Genomic DNA, 17,501 nt, shown 5'->3' on the forward strand with positions numbered 1-17,501 from the left:
ATCTCTCCTAAAACAGATCATCCCTCAGCGCTATCTTTTATCGTTTCAACTTAGCAAATACTGTGCGGAATGCCTCCACTGTCTTCGCAATATGCTCTTCTGTATGAGCAGCAGATAAGAACATTCCTTCAAACTGGGACGGCGGCAAGAAAATGCCTTCCTCCGCCATCAGACGATAATATTCCGCAAACAACTGCAAATCAGAAGTTTTAGCTTGATCATAATTATAGACACGTTCATTTGTAAAGAAGAATCCGATCATGGAACCTGCACGATTCACCGTATGCGGTATTCCATTTGCCGACGCAGCTTCACGGAAACCTTGCTCCAATTGATCCCCCAACTGAACGAAACGGTCATAAGATTGAGGTGTCAATTTCTTTAATGTTTCTGCACCCGCTGTCATCGCAAGTGGGTTCCCAGACAATGTACCTGCCTGATAAACCGTTCCTGCCGGCGCAATATGTTCCATGATTTCACGTTTACCACCGTATGCTCCGACCGGTAACCCACCGCCGATTACTTTGCCCAGGCAAGTCAGATCAGGAGTAATACCGAAATAACCTTGCGCACAATTATAACCGACACGGAAACCTGTCATAACTTCATCAAAAATTAACAATGTGCCATTGGCATCCGTCAACTCACGTAATCCTTCAAGGAAACCAGGCTCAGGTGGGACAACTCCCATATTCCCCGCAACCGGCTCTACGATGACTCCTGCCAAATCATCGCCATATTGTTCGAAAGCCGCTTTAACACTTTCCAAGTCATTGTAAGCAACTGTAATCGTATTTTTAGCAATCGATTCTGGTACTCCCGGGCTGTCTGGCAAGCCTAATGTCGCAACGCCTGATCCTGCTTTAATCAGCAAAGAGTCGCCGTGGCCATGATAGCAGCCTTCAAACTTCAAGATTTTATTGCGGCCTGTATAACCACGTGCCAGCCGCAATGCACTCATCGTCGCTTCTGTGCCTGAAGACACCATGCGCACCATTTCAATAGACGGCACTCGGTCGATAATGAGTTCAGCCACTTCATTTTCAATTAAAGAAGGAGCACCGAAGCTCGTCCCTGTCTCGGCTACTCTCTGAATCGCCGCGACCACATCCGGGTCTGTATGCCCTAAAATCAAGGGTCCCCATGATAGGACATAATCGATGTATTCATTGCCATCAATGTCTTTAATGATCGCGCCTTTTCCGCTTTCCATGAAAATCGGATCCATATTGACAGACTTAAATGCACGGACAGGAGAGTTCACTCCCCCTGGCAATAAATCTACAGCTTTTTTGAATGCTTGTTCAGACTTTGTATATGATCTACCCAATTATTTCTCCTCCAGCCAGCGAGCAGCGTCTTTTGCATGATACGTCATAATAATGTCTGCGCCTGCACGCTTCATACTTGTCAACGTTTCTAATACGATTTTTTTCTCATCTACCCAGCCGTTCTGAGCAGCTGCCTTCACCATTGCGTACTCACCACTGACGTTATACGCGACGACAGGCAATAACACATGGTTTTTCACATCTCGAATAATGTCTAAATAAGATAATGCCGGTTTGACAATCAAGAAGTCTGCTCCTTCAAGAATATCCGATTCCGCTTCACGCATTGCTTCCATACGGTTCGCCGGATCCATCTGATAGGTCTTACGGTCACCGAATTGCGGAGTTGATTGGGCCGCCTCACGAAACGGGCCATAATATGCGGAAGCATATTTCACTGCATACGACATAATCGGAATTTGCTTAAATCCAGCTTCATCCAGCGCTTGACGAATCACCGCAACGAAACCGTCCATCATATTCGAAGGTGCAATAATGTCTGCCCCCGCTTTCGCTTGGCTCACAGCTGTTTTCGCAAGCAATTCCAAGCTTGCGTCATTATCAACATCTGTTCCGTGAATCACACCGCAATGACCGTGATCGGTATACTCACATAAACACGTATCTGCAAGCACAACCAATTCCGGGTGACGTTCCTTCACTGCACGTGTTGCACGCTGAATGATGCCTTCATCGTCATATGCTTCCGAACCGACTGCATCCTTGCTGGAAGGAATTCCGAATAAAATGATCGATGAAATACCGAGTTCCACTACTTCATCTGTTTCTTTCAGCAATAAATCAATCGAAAACTGATCGACCCCAGGCATCGAGGCAATCGGATTGCGAACATTCTCACCTTCCGTTACAAATAGTGGATAAATGAAGTCCGCTGCTTTGATCGATGTCTCTCTAACCATTGCACGCACTGTCGGATGCGTGCGAAGTCGGCGATGACGCTTAAATTCTATTGGATTCATTTAAAATCTCCCTTTCGTTTAGCTAATGCATGAACTAACTCGGTTAACGTATACGTTTCGGGTTTGACATGAACACGTGCCCCTGCTTTCAGTAACGCACGTTCTGTAACATGCCCAATCGCACAAACTGTAAAACCGTTCCACGTTGTCTTCGGGACTACGCGTGAAGCAAAAACTTCTACCGCTGACGGACTAGCGAACAGTACAGAAACCTGATTTTTCTGCATAATCTGTTTACATAATTTATCTATGGAACTCGTAGCGCTTTTCGTTTCGTAAACTGTCCATTCTGTAACATGAAACGGCAATTCTTCACGAATTAAGTTGCCTGCGAGCGAACCTTTTAAGAATACAACACGTAATTGCTCGGACTCTTTTGGCTTAAATTGCTGAACGAAGACATCCGCACTGAAAACAGTTGGAATGAACGAAACCGTAAAACCAAGCTGGTCAAGTGCAGCTGCCGTTCGTGTTCCTACCGCGGCTACCTTTCCTGCATACGAATCTGCAGTCAAACGATGGCGTTCCATCTTCGAACGAAATGCTCCGACTGCGGATTGACTCGTGAAAATGAGCCAATCCGCTCGCAACGCTTCTTCTAACTTTTGCAGATCTTTTTTGTCCTTCATTTCTTCCACTTCAATAAGTGGAATTGAAATAGGTGTGCCGCCGTACTCTTTAACGAGTTCTGCTGCCTCTTTTGCTTTAGGGGTACCTGTGAAAATGACTGTTTCCCCTGTTAACGGTAACGCATTACGCATCCATGTCCGCCTTCACTTTCTCAATTACTTCGGCGGCACCTTGCTCGCGAAGAATTTTACTCACTTCTTTACCAACAGAGACAGGATCAGTTCCTTTCACCGTTTCACGGAAGACTTCAATCGCGTCAGGTGACGCAATAAAACCAGTCAGTTCCACTTCATTTCCATCATACTTCGCAAATCCAGCGATCGGAACTTGACAAGAGCCATCCATTTCGTTGAGGAATGTCCGTTCAGCTTGCAGTTCGATCCATGTTTTTTGGTCCGTCAGTTTTGCTAATTCATCCAAAAGTTCCGTATCGTCTTGTCGGCATTCAATAGCCAGTGCGCCTTGGCCAACCGCAGGGATGCAGTCGTCAAGTGCCAAGTATTCCGTGACAGTGCTATCATCCCAGCCCATACGCTTCATACCCGCTGCTGCAAGTATAATTGCGTCATATTCACCGTCTCGCAACTTGCGTATACGCGTATCGATATTGCCTCGAATCCACTTAATCTCAAGGTCAGGACGCAACATCAATAGTTGAGAACTGCGGCGTAAACTGGATGTCCCGACAATCGCGCCGATCGGCAAGTCCATGAAACGGACGTGGTCATTGGCAATATACGCATCACGCGGATCGACACGTTCAGGAATACAACCTACCGTTAAACCATTTGGAATGACAGCAGGCATATCTTTCATGCTATGTACCGCAAAGTCGATTTCCTTATCAAATAGCGCCTGTTGGATTTCTTTCACGAACAGACCTTTACCGCCGACTTTCGACAGCATGACATCTAGAATCTGATCGCCTTTTGTTACGATTTCCTTGATTTCGAATTCAAATGGTGCACCTGCTTGTTTCATTTGCTCAATGAACCATTTTGTTTGTGTTAATGCCAAATTACTTCTACGAGAACCTACAATGATTTTTCTCACAATACTCTTCCTTCCTTATATCCATAAATGAAACTCAGACAATGTACTGCCCAAAAAGAAATTTACAACCGTTAAGAGAAATGCAAAAACTGTCATCCAGGCAAATTCCATCGATTGAAGCTTACCTTTGTGTTGGAAATACATTACCCCTGTATAGATCAAGAGCACTGCAAACGAGCCCATGATCTTCACATCCCAAATCGACCAATCTACAAGCGCCACATATGCCCATTGCACTCCAAAGATTAGACTGACGAACAAAATCGGAATCCCTGTGTAAATCGACATCTTCATCCCCATCATCGTTTGATGCAGATTCGGAAGATTGGAAAATTGCTTCGACCACTTTTTCTTCTTCAATACTTTATAGACAATCAAATACAATACCGCAAAAACAAAAGCTAATGCAAACACGGCATACGAGAGGATCGCAGTCGTAATATGAATGAATAATACTTCCGAAATGAGCGAATCACCGACTGTAGACGCCGTATATTTCAAGTTGGAAAACACGTGAATCATTAAGAAAATAAATCCGATGATGTTTGTAAAAAAGACCATAAAATTCACTTTGTAAATCAATTGAAATACTATCGACAGGGTTACCAATAACCAGACGTAAAAATAAATTCCTTCGACAAGTGAGAGTACCGGAAACCGTTTCATCTCGATAATATACAGCAGCAGAATTGCGGTTTGTGTCACCCACACCGTAACAATCAGCCAGAAGGCAATTTGTTGCAATGTTTTTTGCTTTTTAAAGTAGTCAATTAAATAAAAGACAAGACCAAGGGCATATAGGACGATCATGAATTCCTGAAGTCTTGCCATAGTCAAATCCACCATATGCTATTCTCTGCCTTTCAAGCGAAGACCTCTCTTTGTATTCAGAAGTATTCTACCTTCATTCTCTCAAATGAGAGGGCATTTCTGCAAATGATTGCATCTGCATTACCTTCCTCGCACCGTTGATTTCCGTTGCGGACGGACGCTTTCCGGAGAGCGTGTCTTGAGCCGCTTCCCTCGCTTCACTCGGTCTAGAGTCTCAAGACACACGCCCGATCCTCCCGAAGTCGGTTTTGCCGCGGGCTCACACGATGTTAGTCATGCAGCCGTTGCCGCAGGACGCGGCGAACTTAGGCTGCCCTCCACTCCTATCAACTATTAAATGAAAAAGCATTATACCCACTAACCCGCATAAAAAAAGTGGCCTGTATCGTTCTTGTGAAAGAGCTAGATACAGAACCACCAGTGTATTAGTACAAATAATTTAATTTGGTTGAGTCGATTGTGTTACTTTTCTCGTTTGCACGTTTTTGCAGGCGTTCTTTCGCTTGAATAGCCTGTTGTTCTTTTTCTGCCACGACATCATCTGAAATTCCGAAGATCTGCTCAAATAAAGCCAGTTTCTCTTCAGCTTTTTTATCTATAGAAAGTTCCTTTGCCTGTAAAATCGGTTCTTTCAGAAGTTGGTTGATGATGGATTTTGTATGCTTGTTCAGCACTTTCTTTTCACGTTCTGTTAAATCAGGCATTTTATTTTCAATACTTTGCATCGTTTCACTTTGGATGCGGCTTGCTTTTTTACGCAATGCTGAAATCATTGGAACTACGCCGAGAGTCAAAAGCCATTCTTTAAATAAGACGACTTCACTTTCGATCATAATGCCAATTTCATCTGCAGCACGCTTACGTTCTGCGAGATTTGCTTCCACGATTCCTTGCAGGTCGTCAATATCATATAAGAACATATTCGCTAAATCGCCTATTTTCGGATCCAAGTCACGTGGAACTGCGATATCCACCAAGAATAACGGTTTTCCCTTACGTAATTTCTCAACGAACTCCATCAACTCATAATCAATTACATAATCGGTCGAGCCTGTGGAGCTGATCAGAATATCAGCTTCCAATAATAAACATTGTAACTCCTGCATGGACTTCGCTTCTCCATCGAACTTGGCAGCTAATAATTCTGCTTTTGAGAATGTACGGTTGATCACTGTGATCTTCCCGACACCGCTGCCCTGCAAGTTCTTGACAGCCAATTCGCCCATCTTACCTGCACCCAGAATTGCAATATGTTTATTTTTCAGTGAACCAAAAATTTTCTTTCCAAGTTCCACGGCAGCGTAAGAGACCGAAACAGCATTTTCGCCGATCGCTGTTTCAGAATGGGCTTTTTTCGCAGTTGTTAGAGCTTGTTTGAATAATTCATTAAAGATCGTTCCGGTAGTACCGATTTCCTGTGCAGAAAGAAAACTGCTTCGAACTTGCCCTAAAATTTGTGTTTCGCCGAGTACCATGGAGTCAATACCTGCTGCAACACGCAATAAATGTTCTACCGCGCCATCTTCTTCAAAGATGATTAAGTGGCTTGAGAATTCCTCAATCGGAATTGAAAACCAATCAGCGAGGAACCGTTTTATATAATATCGTCCAGTATGAAGCTGATCTACAACCGCATAGATTTCTGTACGGTTACAAGTGGAAATAATGATGTTTTCCAAGATGCTTTTTTGCTGTTGCAATGTTTGCATCGCTTGCGGCAGTTCAGCTTCAACGAATGATAATTTTTCCCTAATTTCGACAGGGGCAGTTCGGTGATTAACACCGACGACAACTGTATGCATTAGGTGCTCACACCTTTCGAGATCTTTTCGTAACTACATTATAACATACATAGTGTTCTGGTCGGAATGCGATTTGTGAACAACATTTGACGTCGATTTTTAGCAGTGTTCAGTTAAAATCGCTTATTTTCACATCCGACTTTCAATTTCGCGCCACGCTTCTTCAATTCCCATTCCCTTTTCGGATGAAAACAATAATAGTGGATGATGCTTCTCCATATTCAACGTTGTACGTACGACCTTTTTATGCTTTTCCCACTTACCTTTTGGAATTTTATCTGCTTTCGTCGCCACTACGATGGTCGGTACATTATAATGTGCCAAAAAGTCATACATCATGCAGTCGTCTTCAGTGGGCGGGTGACGCAAATCGACGATGAGCAAAACCGCACGCAATTCTTCACGCGCTGTAATATAGCGCTCAATCATCTTCCCCCATGCTTCTCGTTCCGTTTTAGAAACCTTTGCGTAACCGTAGCCAGGAACATCGACGAAAAATAATTGCTCTTCGATTTTATAAAAATTCAGAGTTTGGGTCTTCCCTGGCTTTGATGAAGTCCGGGCTAAGCTTTTACGTCCGATCATCTTATTGATAAACGAAGATTTACCTACATTTGACCGGCCTGCTAAAGCAAATTCCGGATAGCCTTCCGTAGGGTATTGTTCAGGTTTCACCGCACTCATGATCATTTCGACATTATGGACTTTCATTTCTTTTCCTCCAAAGCGATATCGAGTACTTCCTGAGCATCCGACACGAGTTTAAATGTTAATTCTTCACGTACACTTTCTGGTATATCATCAAGATCGCGTTCATTGTCTTTCGGTATAATAATTGTTCGCAAACCAGCGCGATGGGCACTTAACGATTTTTCCTTCAGCCCACCGATAGGCAGTACACGTCCGCGCAAAGTCACTTCTCCCGTCATGCCGACTTCACGGCGAACAGGATGTTCTGTCAAAGCGGAGACTAAAGCTGTCACAATCGTAATTCCAGCCGAAGGGCCGTCTTTCGGCGTAGCACCTTCAGGGACGTGAATATGAATATCCCATTTTTCATGGAACTCGGGATCAATCGCGAAATCGACTGCTTTTGAACGGACATAGGACAACGCTGTTTGAGCAGACTCTTTCATGACATCGCCAAGCTTCCCAGTTAACAATAGCTTACCTTTTCCGGGTGATAATGAAACTTCAATTTGAAGAGTATCGCCCCCAACAGTAGTATAAGCAAGGCCCGTAGCCATACCAACCTGATTGACTGTTTCCGCCTGTCCAAACCGAAATAGTTTTTTCCCTAGTAAGACTTGTAATGTTTTTGGGCTGATCGTCAAACTTTTCTTGTCACCTGCAAGTATTTGACGAGCGGCTTTACGGCAAATGCTCGCGATTTTCCTCTCCAATGAACGAACGCCGGCTTCTCGTGTATAATAGCGCACAAGCTCTAAAATCGCCTGACTTTGGAAACGGACCTGAGATTTCGTCAGTCCATGTTCTTGCAATTGTTTTGGAATCAAATAATTTACAGCAATTGATTGTTTTTCTTGTTCTGTATAACCAGGAATCGAAATGACTTCCATGCGGTCGCGTAAAGGTCCTGGAATCGCACCTAAATCATTTGACGTCGCAATGAATAAGACATTCGATAAATCATATGGTTCTTCGATATAATGATCGCTGAACGTACTATTTTGTTCTGGATCGAGTACTTCAAGCATTGCGGATGAGGGATCTCCACGAAAATCATTCGACATTTTATCGATCTCATCCAATAAAAAGACAGGGTTGATCGTTTCTGCTTTCTTCATACCTTGAATGATTCTGCCTGGCATCGCACCGACATACGTTCTGCGGTGACCCCGAATTTCAGACTCGTCCCGGACACCGCCGAGCGATAAACGGACAAATTTTCGGCCAAGGGACTCTGCAATCGAACGAGCCAATGACGTTTTCCCTACACCGGGAGGACCGTCGAGACAAAGAATCGGTCCGCGCAGCGAATTGGTCATTTGTCGCACTGCTAAATATTCCAATATACGTTCTTTGACATTTTCTAAACCTTCATGGTCTCTATTCAATATAGCTTCTGATTTAGCCAAATCAAGCTGGTCCACCGTTGCATGAGACCATGGCAGAGCGATCAGCCAATCGAGGTAATTGCGAATAATGCCACTTTCCGCGGAAACCGAAGGAATCTTTTCATACCGATCCAGTTCTCGTTCTGCCGCTTCTAGGACTCCTTCCGGCATATCGGCCTCTTTAATCTTCTGCCTGAGCTCCGCGATTTCGATGCCTTTGCCGTCTTTATCCCCAAGTTCTGTTTGAATTGCTCTAAGCTGTTCACGCAAATAGAACTCTTTTTGTGTCCGCTCCATCGCTTCTTTTACTCGCTCGTTTATTTTGCGTTCCAGCTCCATGATTTCCTGTTCGTTGTACATCCTGCTAATTAGCCATTCCAAACGATCTTGGACATCTGTCATTTCAAGTACTTCTTGCTTGGCAGACAACTTCAAAGGAAGGTTCGAGGCGATCATATCTGCTAATCTTCCTGCTTCTTGAATCCCTTCCACTGTTTCCACTGTCTCATCTGAAATCCGATTGCTATTTTTAGCATAACGCTTGAACTGTGCAATCAAAGTCCGCATAAGGGCTTCGGTTTCAGCGTCTTTCTCTTGCTCTTCTTCATAGCCTTGAACATTTACGACGGGATAAAGATCGGCTTCTTGATAAGCAGACCAGTGTGCGCGCTGCACCCCTTCGATTAACACCCGATATGTACCGTTCGGTAATTGAGTCATTGATTTAATGGTCGCAAGCGTACCTAATCTGTGTAAGTCTTCTTTTTCAGGGTTTTCCAGTCCTAAGTCCATCTGTGTTGCAAGAAAAACTTGATGATCATTAGCTAAAGCGTGTTCGATCGCAAAAACCGAACGCTCTCTGCCTACATCGATATGTAAAAGCATCGTTGGATAAACGATCACTCCGCGAAGTGGCAATAAAGGGATGTTCTTCTTTTGATTACTCGGCATTACAAGCCACCTCCATTAAGTTATGTATATGTAAGAAAGATAAACTGCAAAATCATATGTAAGAAAAAGCCGACTACCTAGCGTGAAAACGCATAGGTTGAGCCGGCTTTTTGCCAATATCGGCGTTATGCCGTATTTTTTTCTTGATCGATGTCAAATACGGTTCCATCAGCTTTATATAAAATTGGAGAAGCTTTTCCTAGGACGGAATCCTTTGTAATGAGACATTCCTTCACTTCATCAAGTGAAGGCAACTCATACATGACATCGAGCATGATATTCTCGATAATCGAACGCAATCCACGAGCACCTGTTTTACGTGCAATGGCTTCTTTAGCGATCTCACGTAAAGCTTCTTCTTCGAAACGAAGCTCTACTTCATCAAGTTCTACCATCTTTTGGTATTGTTTGACGATTGCATTTTTTGGAACAGTGAGGATTTGATAGAGCGTGTCTACATCCAGTGCGTCCAATGTAGCGATAACAGGCAAACGACCGATGAATTCCGGAATTAAGCCGTATTGCTGCAAGTCTTCTGGAATCAATCTAGACAACAAGCTCTCATCTTCACTAATTTCTTTGTTCGGGTTGGAACCAAAGCCAATGACTTTACGTCCAATTCTACGCTTGACGATATCTTCAATGCCGTCAAACGCACCGCCGACTACGAACAGAATATTCGTCGTATCGATTTGTAGGAACTCTTGGTGTGGATGCTTACGTCCGCCTTGTGGTGGCACGCTCGCGACAGTTCCTTCCAAGATTTTCAGCAATGCTTGTTGAACACCTTCACCCGATACATCACGTGTGATGGAAGCATTCTCAGACTTACGAGCTACTTTATCGATTTCATCGATATAAATAATTCCTTTTTCAGCTTTTTCAATATCGAAGTCCGCCGCTTGAATCAATTTCAAAAGGATATTCTCTACGTCTTCACCAACATAACCTGCTTCTGTCAGAGAAGTCGCATCCGCAATCGCGAATGGAACGTCCAAGATTCGAGCCAATGTTTGAGCAAGTAACGTTTTACCGCTACCCGTTGGTCCGATTAATACAATATTCGATTTTGCCAGTTCGACATCATCGATTTTACTTCCTGAATTTACACGTTTGTAGTGATTGTATACAGCTACAGCGAGTGATTTCTTTGCGCGATCTTGCCCGATGATATATTCATCGAGAATGCTTTGGATCTCTCTTGGTTTTGGAACGTCTTTCAGTTCGAAGTCTTCTTCAAGACCAACTTCCTCTTCCACGATTTCCGCACAAAGTTCAACGCATTCATCACAAATATAAACACCTTGACCTGCCACTAATTTACGGACTTGATCTTGTGATTTACCGCAAAAAGAACAGCTTAGGTTATCGTTTTCATCATTAAATTTGAACATTATGCTCACCCCTATTCAAGTGAATATACTACAAGATTACCATGACTTAATCAACTATTTAGAACTCCAAGACAAATATGTATTCGGTTTCCTTGATAGCTTATGGATATTTGTGAAGACTATGCATACCTACCTTTATTTACGAAAAACAAGGCACGGTAAACCGTACCTTGTTTTAGTTTTATGGCTGGATTAGTCAACGATTTTTGCGTTGTCTACAAGCAATTGAACTGTTTTGTTGAAACGAAGGTCATTTTCAAGTACAGAAGTGCCACCAAGAGTTGCCTTGATTTGTTCTACTTCCATGCCGAATTGCTCTGACATTTTATCAAGTTCTGCATTGACTTCTTCTTCTGTTACTTCCACTTTTTCTGCTTCACCAATTGCTTCAAGTGTCAATGAAACGCGAACGCGGCTTAATGCGTCGTCTTTCATTTGGTCGCGAAGAGTTTGCTCGTCTTGACCAGAGAATTGGAAGTAAAGCTCAAGATTCATGCCTTGCATTTGTAAACGTTGTTCGAAATCTTGCATCATACGATCTGTTTCAGAATCGATCATTGCTTGTGGAATTTCCATTTCTGCATTGCTTGCTGCCTGCTCAACTAGATCGTCGCGAAGCGCAGTTTCAGAATCGTTCTTTTTCACTTCTTCTGCTTCTTCTTTAAGCTTCGTGCGCAGTTCTTCTACTGAAGAAACGCTCTCGTCGATTTCTTTTGCTAGTTCATCGTCAAGCTCAGGAACTTCTTTCGCTTTGATTTCATGAACTTTCACTTTGAATGTAGCAGGTTGTCCAGCTAATTCAGCTGCATGGTACTCTTCAGGGAAAGTGATTTCGATATCTTTTTCTTCTCCTGCTTTCAAACCGACCACTTGCTCTTCAAATCCTGGAATGAAAGATCCAGATCCGATTTCAAGATCATAGTTCTCAGATTTTCCGCCTTCAAACGCTTCACCATTTGCAAAGCCTTCGAAATCGATTGTAGCCGTGTCGCCGTTTTCTGCAGCGCCATCTTCTTTAACTACCATTTCCGCAAGTCCTTCACGGCGTTGTTGTAGTTGAGCGTCTACCTCTTCATCTGTAACTTCAGTAGATTGACGAGTCACTTCAAGTCCTTTATATTCACCCAATTTCACTTCTGGTTTCAAAGCGATAACTGCTGTGAAAATAACCGGCTCGCCTTTTTCTAGCTTTTCAATATCAATTTCAGGAGCTGCGATTGGCTCAACGTCAGCTTCTTCAACTGCTTTTGAATATGCTTCAGGTAGCACGATATCAATTGCATCGTTGTAAAGTGCTTCTTCACCATACATTTTATCAAACATCTTACGTGGCATTTTTCCTTTACGGAAACCTGGTGCTTGTACTTTCTTTACTACTTTTTTAAACGCTTCGTCCATTCCTTGGTTGAAACGTTCGACAGAAACTTCAAACGTAAGTTTCCCTTCACTGCCTTCTGATTTTTCCCATTTAACTGTCATATGTCTGACCTCCAAATCATTTACACAACTTTTATTTCTTTTATTTTAATCAATTATACCTCCGCGTGATTGCGTCCGAAACTTTTTCAGTAGCACTTGAAAAAACTCTGTGACACCGTTCGAAGGCTTTATCTGGACACCACCAATAGATTGTTCCCCGCCATGCTATTTAGCGAGAATTACAGTGGAGACAGATAAGCAGTTGACAACCATTTTAGTATAACATAGTCTAATCATCTTTCAACAAAATTTCCTCATCAGCCGTCCATTTCTTCATCGACAGAGCGGATGAATTGGAGCAGGGAAGTTTCATCTACCGTTTTTCCATACAATAAATGTTTGGTGTAGGCGACATATGCCTCTGCCACTTCTTCTGCTGTATAAGGACCCCAATGAAAGGGATAAAGCATAATACCGTACTTCAATATTAAATTCATCGCCAACTCGCTGGCCGTCGGATCTTTTTCAAATCGTGATTTCGCAATAAACTGTACTTCATTGATAAATAAATCATCCTCAGGCGACACAAGCCTTGTCGGAATCGTCTCTGTCTCAAAATGATACTTCCTTATATATAGTCTTTCTTCCACACCATTTTGCTGCAGCAAAAGAAGCGCATAGGTCTTTACAACGGGAAGACCGTCTTCATACTGAACAAGTTCAACCAACAAAGGCACAAACGGTTTCAGTTGTTGATTCTGCAAGGACAAAAGAAAATCTTGCTGTTCATGAGCTGTCATTTGAAGAAAATCGTCAAGCTCCATGGCAGGTTCTTCAAGTGTAGAATCTTCTATATAACGATTAGCTAATCGATTATTTAATTCCCGCAAATATTGAAATTTCCTTATGCTGTCTTGTGGAATCATCTGTTTTTCCATTAAACCTTGTATCGTCAACTCAACTTCTTCATACTGCCGCAGTTGAATTGAAATCGATAAATACAATTCCAATATTTCTATGTAATCACCCGATTGATTTTGCATAGCAAGAAGCGCATATTCCTTAGCACGTTCAAAATCCTTCGTCTCGTATAACGAAATGGCCAGCAAGTCAAGAATGGAAGTTTCTTCGGGATCAATATCAAGGATCGCCTCAAAGTGCTCGATAGCTTCGTCATGAAGATCCCGCTCCATCGCTTCTTTTCCTTCTCTATGCAATCGTTCCAAGGTGCCTGGGAATACTACGACATTCCCCTTCTGGATTACTCGTTTAGGTTTTTTCCGCAATCCATTCACCTGCCTTTTAACTTTACTATAGCACAGGGGCAGATTAGGATTCCAGTTGGGGGCTGTCATATATGTCCTCTTGAATCCACCTGTTTAGTTCTAAACCCAAATAACGCAAAGAAGAACAATTCTCCTCTCTTTGCGTTATTTATCCTATATTTAGACACCTGAATACGCCATAAAGCCACCATCAACTGGTACTGTAATGCCTGTAACGAAGCTTGAATACGACTCGTCAACTAACCATAACATCGTGCCGAGAAGATCCTTTGGTATTCCGAAACGTTTCATCGGTGTGTTGTTTAATATTTTCTGGGATCGTGCTGTGTGATTTCCTTCTGCGTCAATCAATAAATCGTGATTCTGATTCGTCAAGAAGAATCCAGGTGCGATTGCATTAACACGTAAATTGGATTTAGCAAAATGCACTGCCATCCACATCGTGAAATTATTGATCGCTGACTTTGCTGCACTATAAGCGGGCACTTTCGTCATTGGAGAGAAAGCACTCATCGATGATACATTCAAAATTACTGGAGACTTCTGTTCCAACAAAGCCTTTCCAAATACTTGGCTGGTCAAAAAGGTGCCTGTAAAATTGCTTGCAAATACGTTAGAGAAACCCGACTCATCTAATTCAAAGAAAGACTGATCTACTTCTTTCCCGCTATATGTCTCTTCCGAAGTTATAGCATCAGGATGATTACCACCTGCTCCATTAATTAGTATGTCTACTTTAGAAAAGTGTGCAAGAATTTGCTCTCTCGCTTTTTCCAAAGAAGCTCGGTTTAGTACATCCCCTTCAACAGCTATAGCCTGTCCGCCTGCTTCTTGAATTTGGTCCGCAATGAGCTGACCGTTCTTAAGAGTCCGGTTGACAATCGCAATTTTCACGCCTTGTCTCGCGAGCTCAAATGCCATCGCTGAACAAAGCACTCCGCTTCCACCTGTCACTACCGCAACTTTATCGTGTAATTTGTGGTGAATATTGTGCACAGTTACTTCACCCCATTTTTCATATGATATGCATCCCACAGCCCAAGCAAATACATTATTCCGAGTGCACGGTCATATAATCCATATCCAGGTCGGCAATCCTCATTCCATAAATGCCTACCATGATCAGGACGTATATATCCTGTATACTGTTGATCAGCTAAAGTCTGGACCACGCCTGCAATATCGATTGAACCATCTTCTGTGAGATGAGAAGTCTCGATAAAATCACCATTTTCAAAGATTTTCACATTACGAACATGAGCAAATGGAGAATATTTTGCATACTTCTCTGCCAACTTCACCATATTGTTTTCTGGATTGGCTCCAAGAGAACCAGTACAGAAAGTAATACGATTTGAAGGAGAGTCTGAGATCGCCAACAGTTTTTCCAAGCTATCTCCGCCTGTCATAATACGTGGCAGACCGAAAATAGACCATGGCGGATCATCCGGATGAATTGCCATCTGAATATCACACTCTTCGGCAATCGGCAAAATTGCACGCAAAAAGTATGCTAGGTTTTTCCACAACTTATTGTCATCGACTTCTTTATAGGCTGCAAATAAATCGGTAATCTTCGCAAGTCGTTCCGGTTCCCAACCAGGCATTGTTAAAGTAGAAGATTCGGATATAGATTTCACAAGCTCTGCCGGATCGATCCCTTCTACTTTCGCTTTTTCATAAAACAGTGCAGTTGAACCGTCCGGAAGCGGATGGTGCAGGTCGGAACGCGTCCAGTCAAAAACTGGCATAAAATTATAACAGATTACTTTGACACCTACTTTTGATAAGTTCCGAATCGTTTGCTTGTAGATTTCTATGAATTGATCTCGTTCAGGCAATCCTAGTTTAATTGACTCATGAACATTAACGCTTTCTACTACATCTGCATGAAAACCATGTGAATGGATGTAAGCAACTTCATTTTGAATCTCTTCTTCTGTCCATAATTCGCCAGCTTGTTTATTGTGCAATGCCCAAACAATACCTTTGGTCCCAGGTATTTGCTTTATTTGTTCTAATGAAACGGTATCGTTATTGCGGCCATACCAACGAAAGGTGATATTCATCATGACTTACCCCCCCTTTGATTTTTCAATATATTTTTCAGCAAGCTTGCGTACTGCTTCTTCTCCACCAGTTGCATAAGCTTTTGTAAGATCACTTCCAATACCGACTGCTACAGCTCCTGCATCTAGCCATTCTTCTAAATTATTTAAAGAAATACCACCTGTAGGCATGAAGTTTGTATATGGCAACGGACCTTTAAACGCTGATATAATAGAAGGTTGGAATTGATTCGCCGGAAATAACTTCAGAATATCGCAACCGCCTTCCATTGCATTATTCATCTCCTTAATTGTCATGCATCCTGGTAAATAAGGAATGGCATAGCGATTACACATTTTCGCAATTTGTTCATCATAATGTGGGCTCACAACAAATTTAGCGCCCAACAAAATCGCGATACGAGCTGTTTCAGCATCTAAGACCGTTCCAGCTCCAATCACTGCCTGTTCAGCTGATAATCCCTTGAAAACATTCTCGACAGATGGTGTCGTAAAAGTTAATTCAATCGCTGTGATTCCTCCAGAAATGGCAGCTTTCGAAATTTCAATCGCTTCTTCAGCATGAGAAGCACGAATGACTGCCACTACTTTTTGTTCTAGTAAATGTTGGATCACTTGATGTTTTGGAAGCATTTTCTCATCTCCTCAGTCAAAAATAATACATGCTTTACGAACTTGATCTGGATTCTTCTCAATAAAGTCAAAGGCCTCTTGAACATCTGCCAAGTTGAACTTGTGTGTGATCAATCCATTATGTGTAAGTTTTCCTTCATTTAATAACGTAATGATTTTTTCAAATTGATTTGTCTGTAAACGCGAACCCACTACTGTTAATTCTTTTTTCGTAATTGGCAGCTGTGAAACTGAACTTGGTCGCTCATCAAAACCTAGAACGACAATAGTTCCTGCCGGTGAAGCAACCTGGATACCTAGTTCAAAAGTTGATGGTAAACATACTGCATCAATTACAACATTTACGCCTTCATCTTCAGTGATTCTCATGACTTCATCCTCAATTGAAACATTACCAGCGTTTAAAATATAGTCTGCACCATTTTCTTTCGCGAATTGCAGTCTCTTTTCATCTAAATCCGTCATCATGACAATGGCACCCGCTATTTTTGCTAACTTTAAGATGCAAATACCTATCGGGCCACAACCTTGGATTAAAACCGTATCACCCGCCTCAACTTTACCGCGCCAGACAGCCTGAGCACCAATCGTGTAAGGCTCAGCCAAAACAATTTCATCCCAATCTAAGTCTTTGCTAACTTGATGGACTTGACATTCAGGTAGCACAACTACTTCCTGCATTCCACCGTCTTCATGTACTCCGAAAACAGATAAATGTTTACATACGTTTTGACGACCTTTTCTACATGCATAACATTTCCCGCAAAATGAGATCGGCTCGATCACTACATGATCTCCTACCTGAACAGTTTTAACGGAGTCACCGATCGCCATCACTTCTCCAGCTACTTCATGACCTACCACGCGTGGATACGTTGCAAGAGGATTGGTGCCGTGGAAAATATGCATGTCCGATCCGCAAATTCCAACTCGCTTCACTTTCACTTGTACGTCAAAACTATCCTTAATTTTTGGACATTCTTTTTCGATAATCACTAATTTATGTGCTTCTGGTACTTGAACTGCTTTCACTTTCAATTCCTT

Annotated in this window: 15 protein-coding genes; all 15 read right to left on the reverse strand. The window is 42.5% G+C overall.

All coding sequences use genetic code 11. The annotated features are described in order from the left end of the window. Positions 1-37: 37 nt before the first annotated feature. Positions 38-1,330, reverse strand: coding sequence for a glutamate-1-semialdehyde 2,1-aminomutase (hemL, locus tag B5D59_RS02910; protein WP_078816787.1), 1,293 nt, complete (start codon positions 1,328-1,330; stop codon positions 38-40). After that, on the reverse strand, positions 1,331-2,311 hold the full coding sequence (gene hemB, locus B5D59_RS02915; RefSeq protein WP_009497514.1) for a porphobilinogen synthase: 981 nt from the start codon (positions 2,309-2,311) through the stop codon (positions 1,331-1,333). Beyond that, positions 2,308-3,072: a uroporphyrinogen-III synthase gene (locus tag B5D59_RS02920; RefSeq protein WP_078816788.1), complete on the reverse strand. Its 765-nt coding sequence runs from the start codon at positions 3,070-3,072 to the stop codon at positions 2,308-2,310. The genes hemB and B5D59_RS02920 overlap by 4 nt, the downstream gene beginning before the upstream one ends. Then, complete coding sequence (gene hemC, locus B5D59_RS02925) at positions 3,065-3,994, reverse strand: hydroxymethylbilane synthase (RefSeq protein ID WP_078816789.1); 930 nt, start codon at positions 3,992-3,994, stop codon at positions 3,065-3,067. Before hemC ends, B5D59_RS02920 begins: the two co-directional genes overlap by 8 nt. 15 nt (positions 3,995-4,009) lie before the next feature. Beyond that, positions 4,010-4,840 carry a cytochrome c biogenesis protein gene (locus B5D59_RS02930; protein ID WP_009497517.1) on the reverse strand — a complete coding sequence of 277 codons (831 nt, stop codon included), beginning with the start codon at positions 4,838-4,840 and terminating at the stop codon, positions 4,010-4,012. 410 nt (positions 4,841-5,250) lie between these two features. Beyond that, positions 5,251-6,627: a glutamyl-tRNA reductase gene (gene hemA / locus B5D59_RS02935; RefSeq protein ID WP_078816790.1), complete on the reverse strand. Its 1,377-nt coding sequence runs from the start codon at positions 6,625-6,627 to the stop codon at positions 5,251-5,253. Positions 6,628-6,756: 129 nt separating this feature from the next. Further along, positions 6,757-7,338, reverse strand: coding sequence for a ribosome biogenesis GTP-binding protein YihA/YsxC (gene yihA, locus B5D59_RS02940; RefSeq protein ID WP_009497519.1), 582 nt, complete (start codon positions 7,336-7,338; stop codon positions 6,757-6,759). Then, positions 7,335-9,656: an endopeptidase La gene (gene lon / locus B5D59_RS02945; protein WP_078816791.1), complete on the reverse strand. Its 2,322-nt coding sequence runs from the start codon at positions 9,654-9,656 to the stop codon at positions 7,335-7,337. The genes yihA and lon overlap by 4 nt, the downstream gene beginning before the upstream one ends. Positions 9,657-9,781: 125 nt before the next feature. Beyond that, positions 9,782-11,050: an ATP-dependent protease ATP-binding subunit ClpX gene (gene clpX / locus B5D59_RS02950; RefSeq protein WP_078816792.1), complete on the reverse strand. Its 1,269-nt coding sequence runs from the start codon at positions 11,048-11,050 to the stop codon at positions 9,782-9,784. Positions 11,051-11,242: 192 nt separating this feature from the next. After that, on the reverse strand, positions 11,243-12,529 hold the full coding sequence (gene tig / locus B5D59_RS02955; protein ID WP_078816793.1) for a trigger factor: 1,287 nt from the start codon (positions 12,527-12,529) through the stop codon (positions 11,243-11,245). Between the two features lie 257 nt (positions 12,530-12,786). After that, positions 12,787-13,755, reverse strand: a complete 969-nt coding sequence (locus B5D59_RS02960) for a tetratricopeptide repeat protein (RefSeq protein ID WP_078816794.1) — start codon at positions 13,753-13,755, stop codon at positions 12,787-12,789. Between the two features lie 159 nt (positions 13,756-13,914). Then, positions 13,915-14,751: an SDR family oxidoreductase gene (locus tag B5D59_RS02965; protein ID WP_078816795.1), complete on the reverse strand. Its 837-nt coding sequence runs from the start codon at positions 14,749-14,751 to the stop codon at positions 13,915-13,917. A 2-nt stretch (positions 14,752-14,753) separates the two neighbouring features. After that, the gene (gene uxuA / locus B5D59_RS02970; RefSeq protein ID WP_078817014.1) at positions 14,754-15,824 is read right to left on the reverse strand and encodes a mannonate dehydratase; all 1,071 of its coding nucleotides are present in this window, start codon (positions 15,822-15,824) and stop codon (positions 14,754-14,756) included. 6 nt (positions 15,825-15,830) lie between these two features. Beyond that, the gene (locus tag B5D59_RS02975) at positions 15,831-16,457 is read right to left on the reverse strand and encodes a bifunctional 2-keto-4-hydroxyglutarate aldolase/2-keto-3-deoxy-6-phosphogluconate aldolase (RefSeq protein WP_078816796.1); all 627 of its coding nucleotides are present in this window, start codon (positions 16,455-16,457) and stop codon (positions 15,831-15,833) included. Positions 16,458-16,469: 12 nt separating this feature from the next. Further along, entirely contained in the window at positions 16,470-17,489 is a 1,020-nt protein-coding gene (locus B5D59_RS02980) for a zinc-binding alcohol dehydrogenase family protein (RefSeq protein ID WP_078817015.1), read from the reverse strand. Positions 17,490-17,501 lie beyond the last annotated feature (12 nt).

Source organism: Sporosarcina newyorkensis (genome assembly GCF_900167515.1).
GTDB classification, from domain to species: Bacteria; Bacillota; Bacilli; order Bacillales_A; family Planococcaceae; genus Sporosarcina; species Sporosarcina newyorkensis.

Excerpts from the sequence above, each read along its gene's own strand:
- lon (WP_078816791.1), bottom strand. The coding sequence starts at position 9,656 with ATGCCGAGTAATCAAAAGAAGAACATCCCTTTATTGCCACTTCGCGGA.
- yihA (WP_009497519.1), bottom strand. The coding sequence starts at position 7,338 with ATGAAAGTCCATAATGTCGAAATGATCATGAGTGCGGTGAAACCTGAA.
- hemB (WP_009497514.1), bottom strand. The coding sequence starts at position 2,311 with ATGAATCCAATAGAATTTAAGCGTCATCGCCGACTTCGCACGCATCCG.
- tig (WP_078816793.1), bottom strand. The coding sequence starts at position 12,529 with ATGACAGTTAAATGGGAAAAATCAGAAGGCAGTGAAGGGAAACTTACG.
- uxuA (WP_078817014.1), bottom strand. The coding sequence starts at position 15,824 with ATGAATATCACCTTTCGTTGGTATGGCCGCAATAACGATACCGTTTCA.
- B5D59_RS02930 (WP_009497517.1), bottom strand. The coding sequence starts at position 4,840 with ATGGTGGATTTGACTATGGCAAGACTTCAGGAATTCATGATCGTCCTA.
- hemA (WP_078816790.1), bottom strand. The coding sequence starts at position 6,627 with ATGCATACAGTTGTCGTCGGTGTTAATCACCGAACTGCCCCTGTCGAA.
- clpX (WP_078816792.1), bottom strand. The coding sequence starts at position 11,050 with ATGTTCAAATTTAATGATGAAAACGATAACCTAAGCTGTTCTTTTTGC.
- B5D59_RS02920 (WP_078816788.1), bottom strand. The coding sequence starts at position 3,072 with ATGCGTAATGCGTTACCGTTAACAGGGGAAACAGTCATTTTCACAGGT.
- B5D59_RS02975 (WP_078816796.1), bottom strand. The coding sequence starts at position 16,457 with ATGCTTCCAAAACATCAAGTGATCCAACATTTACTAGAACAAAAAGTA.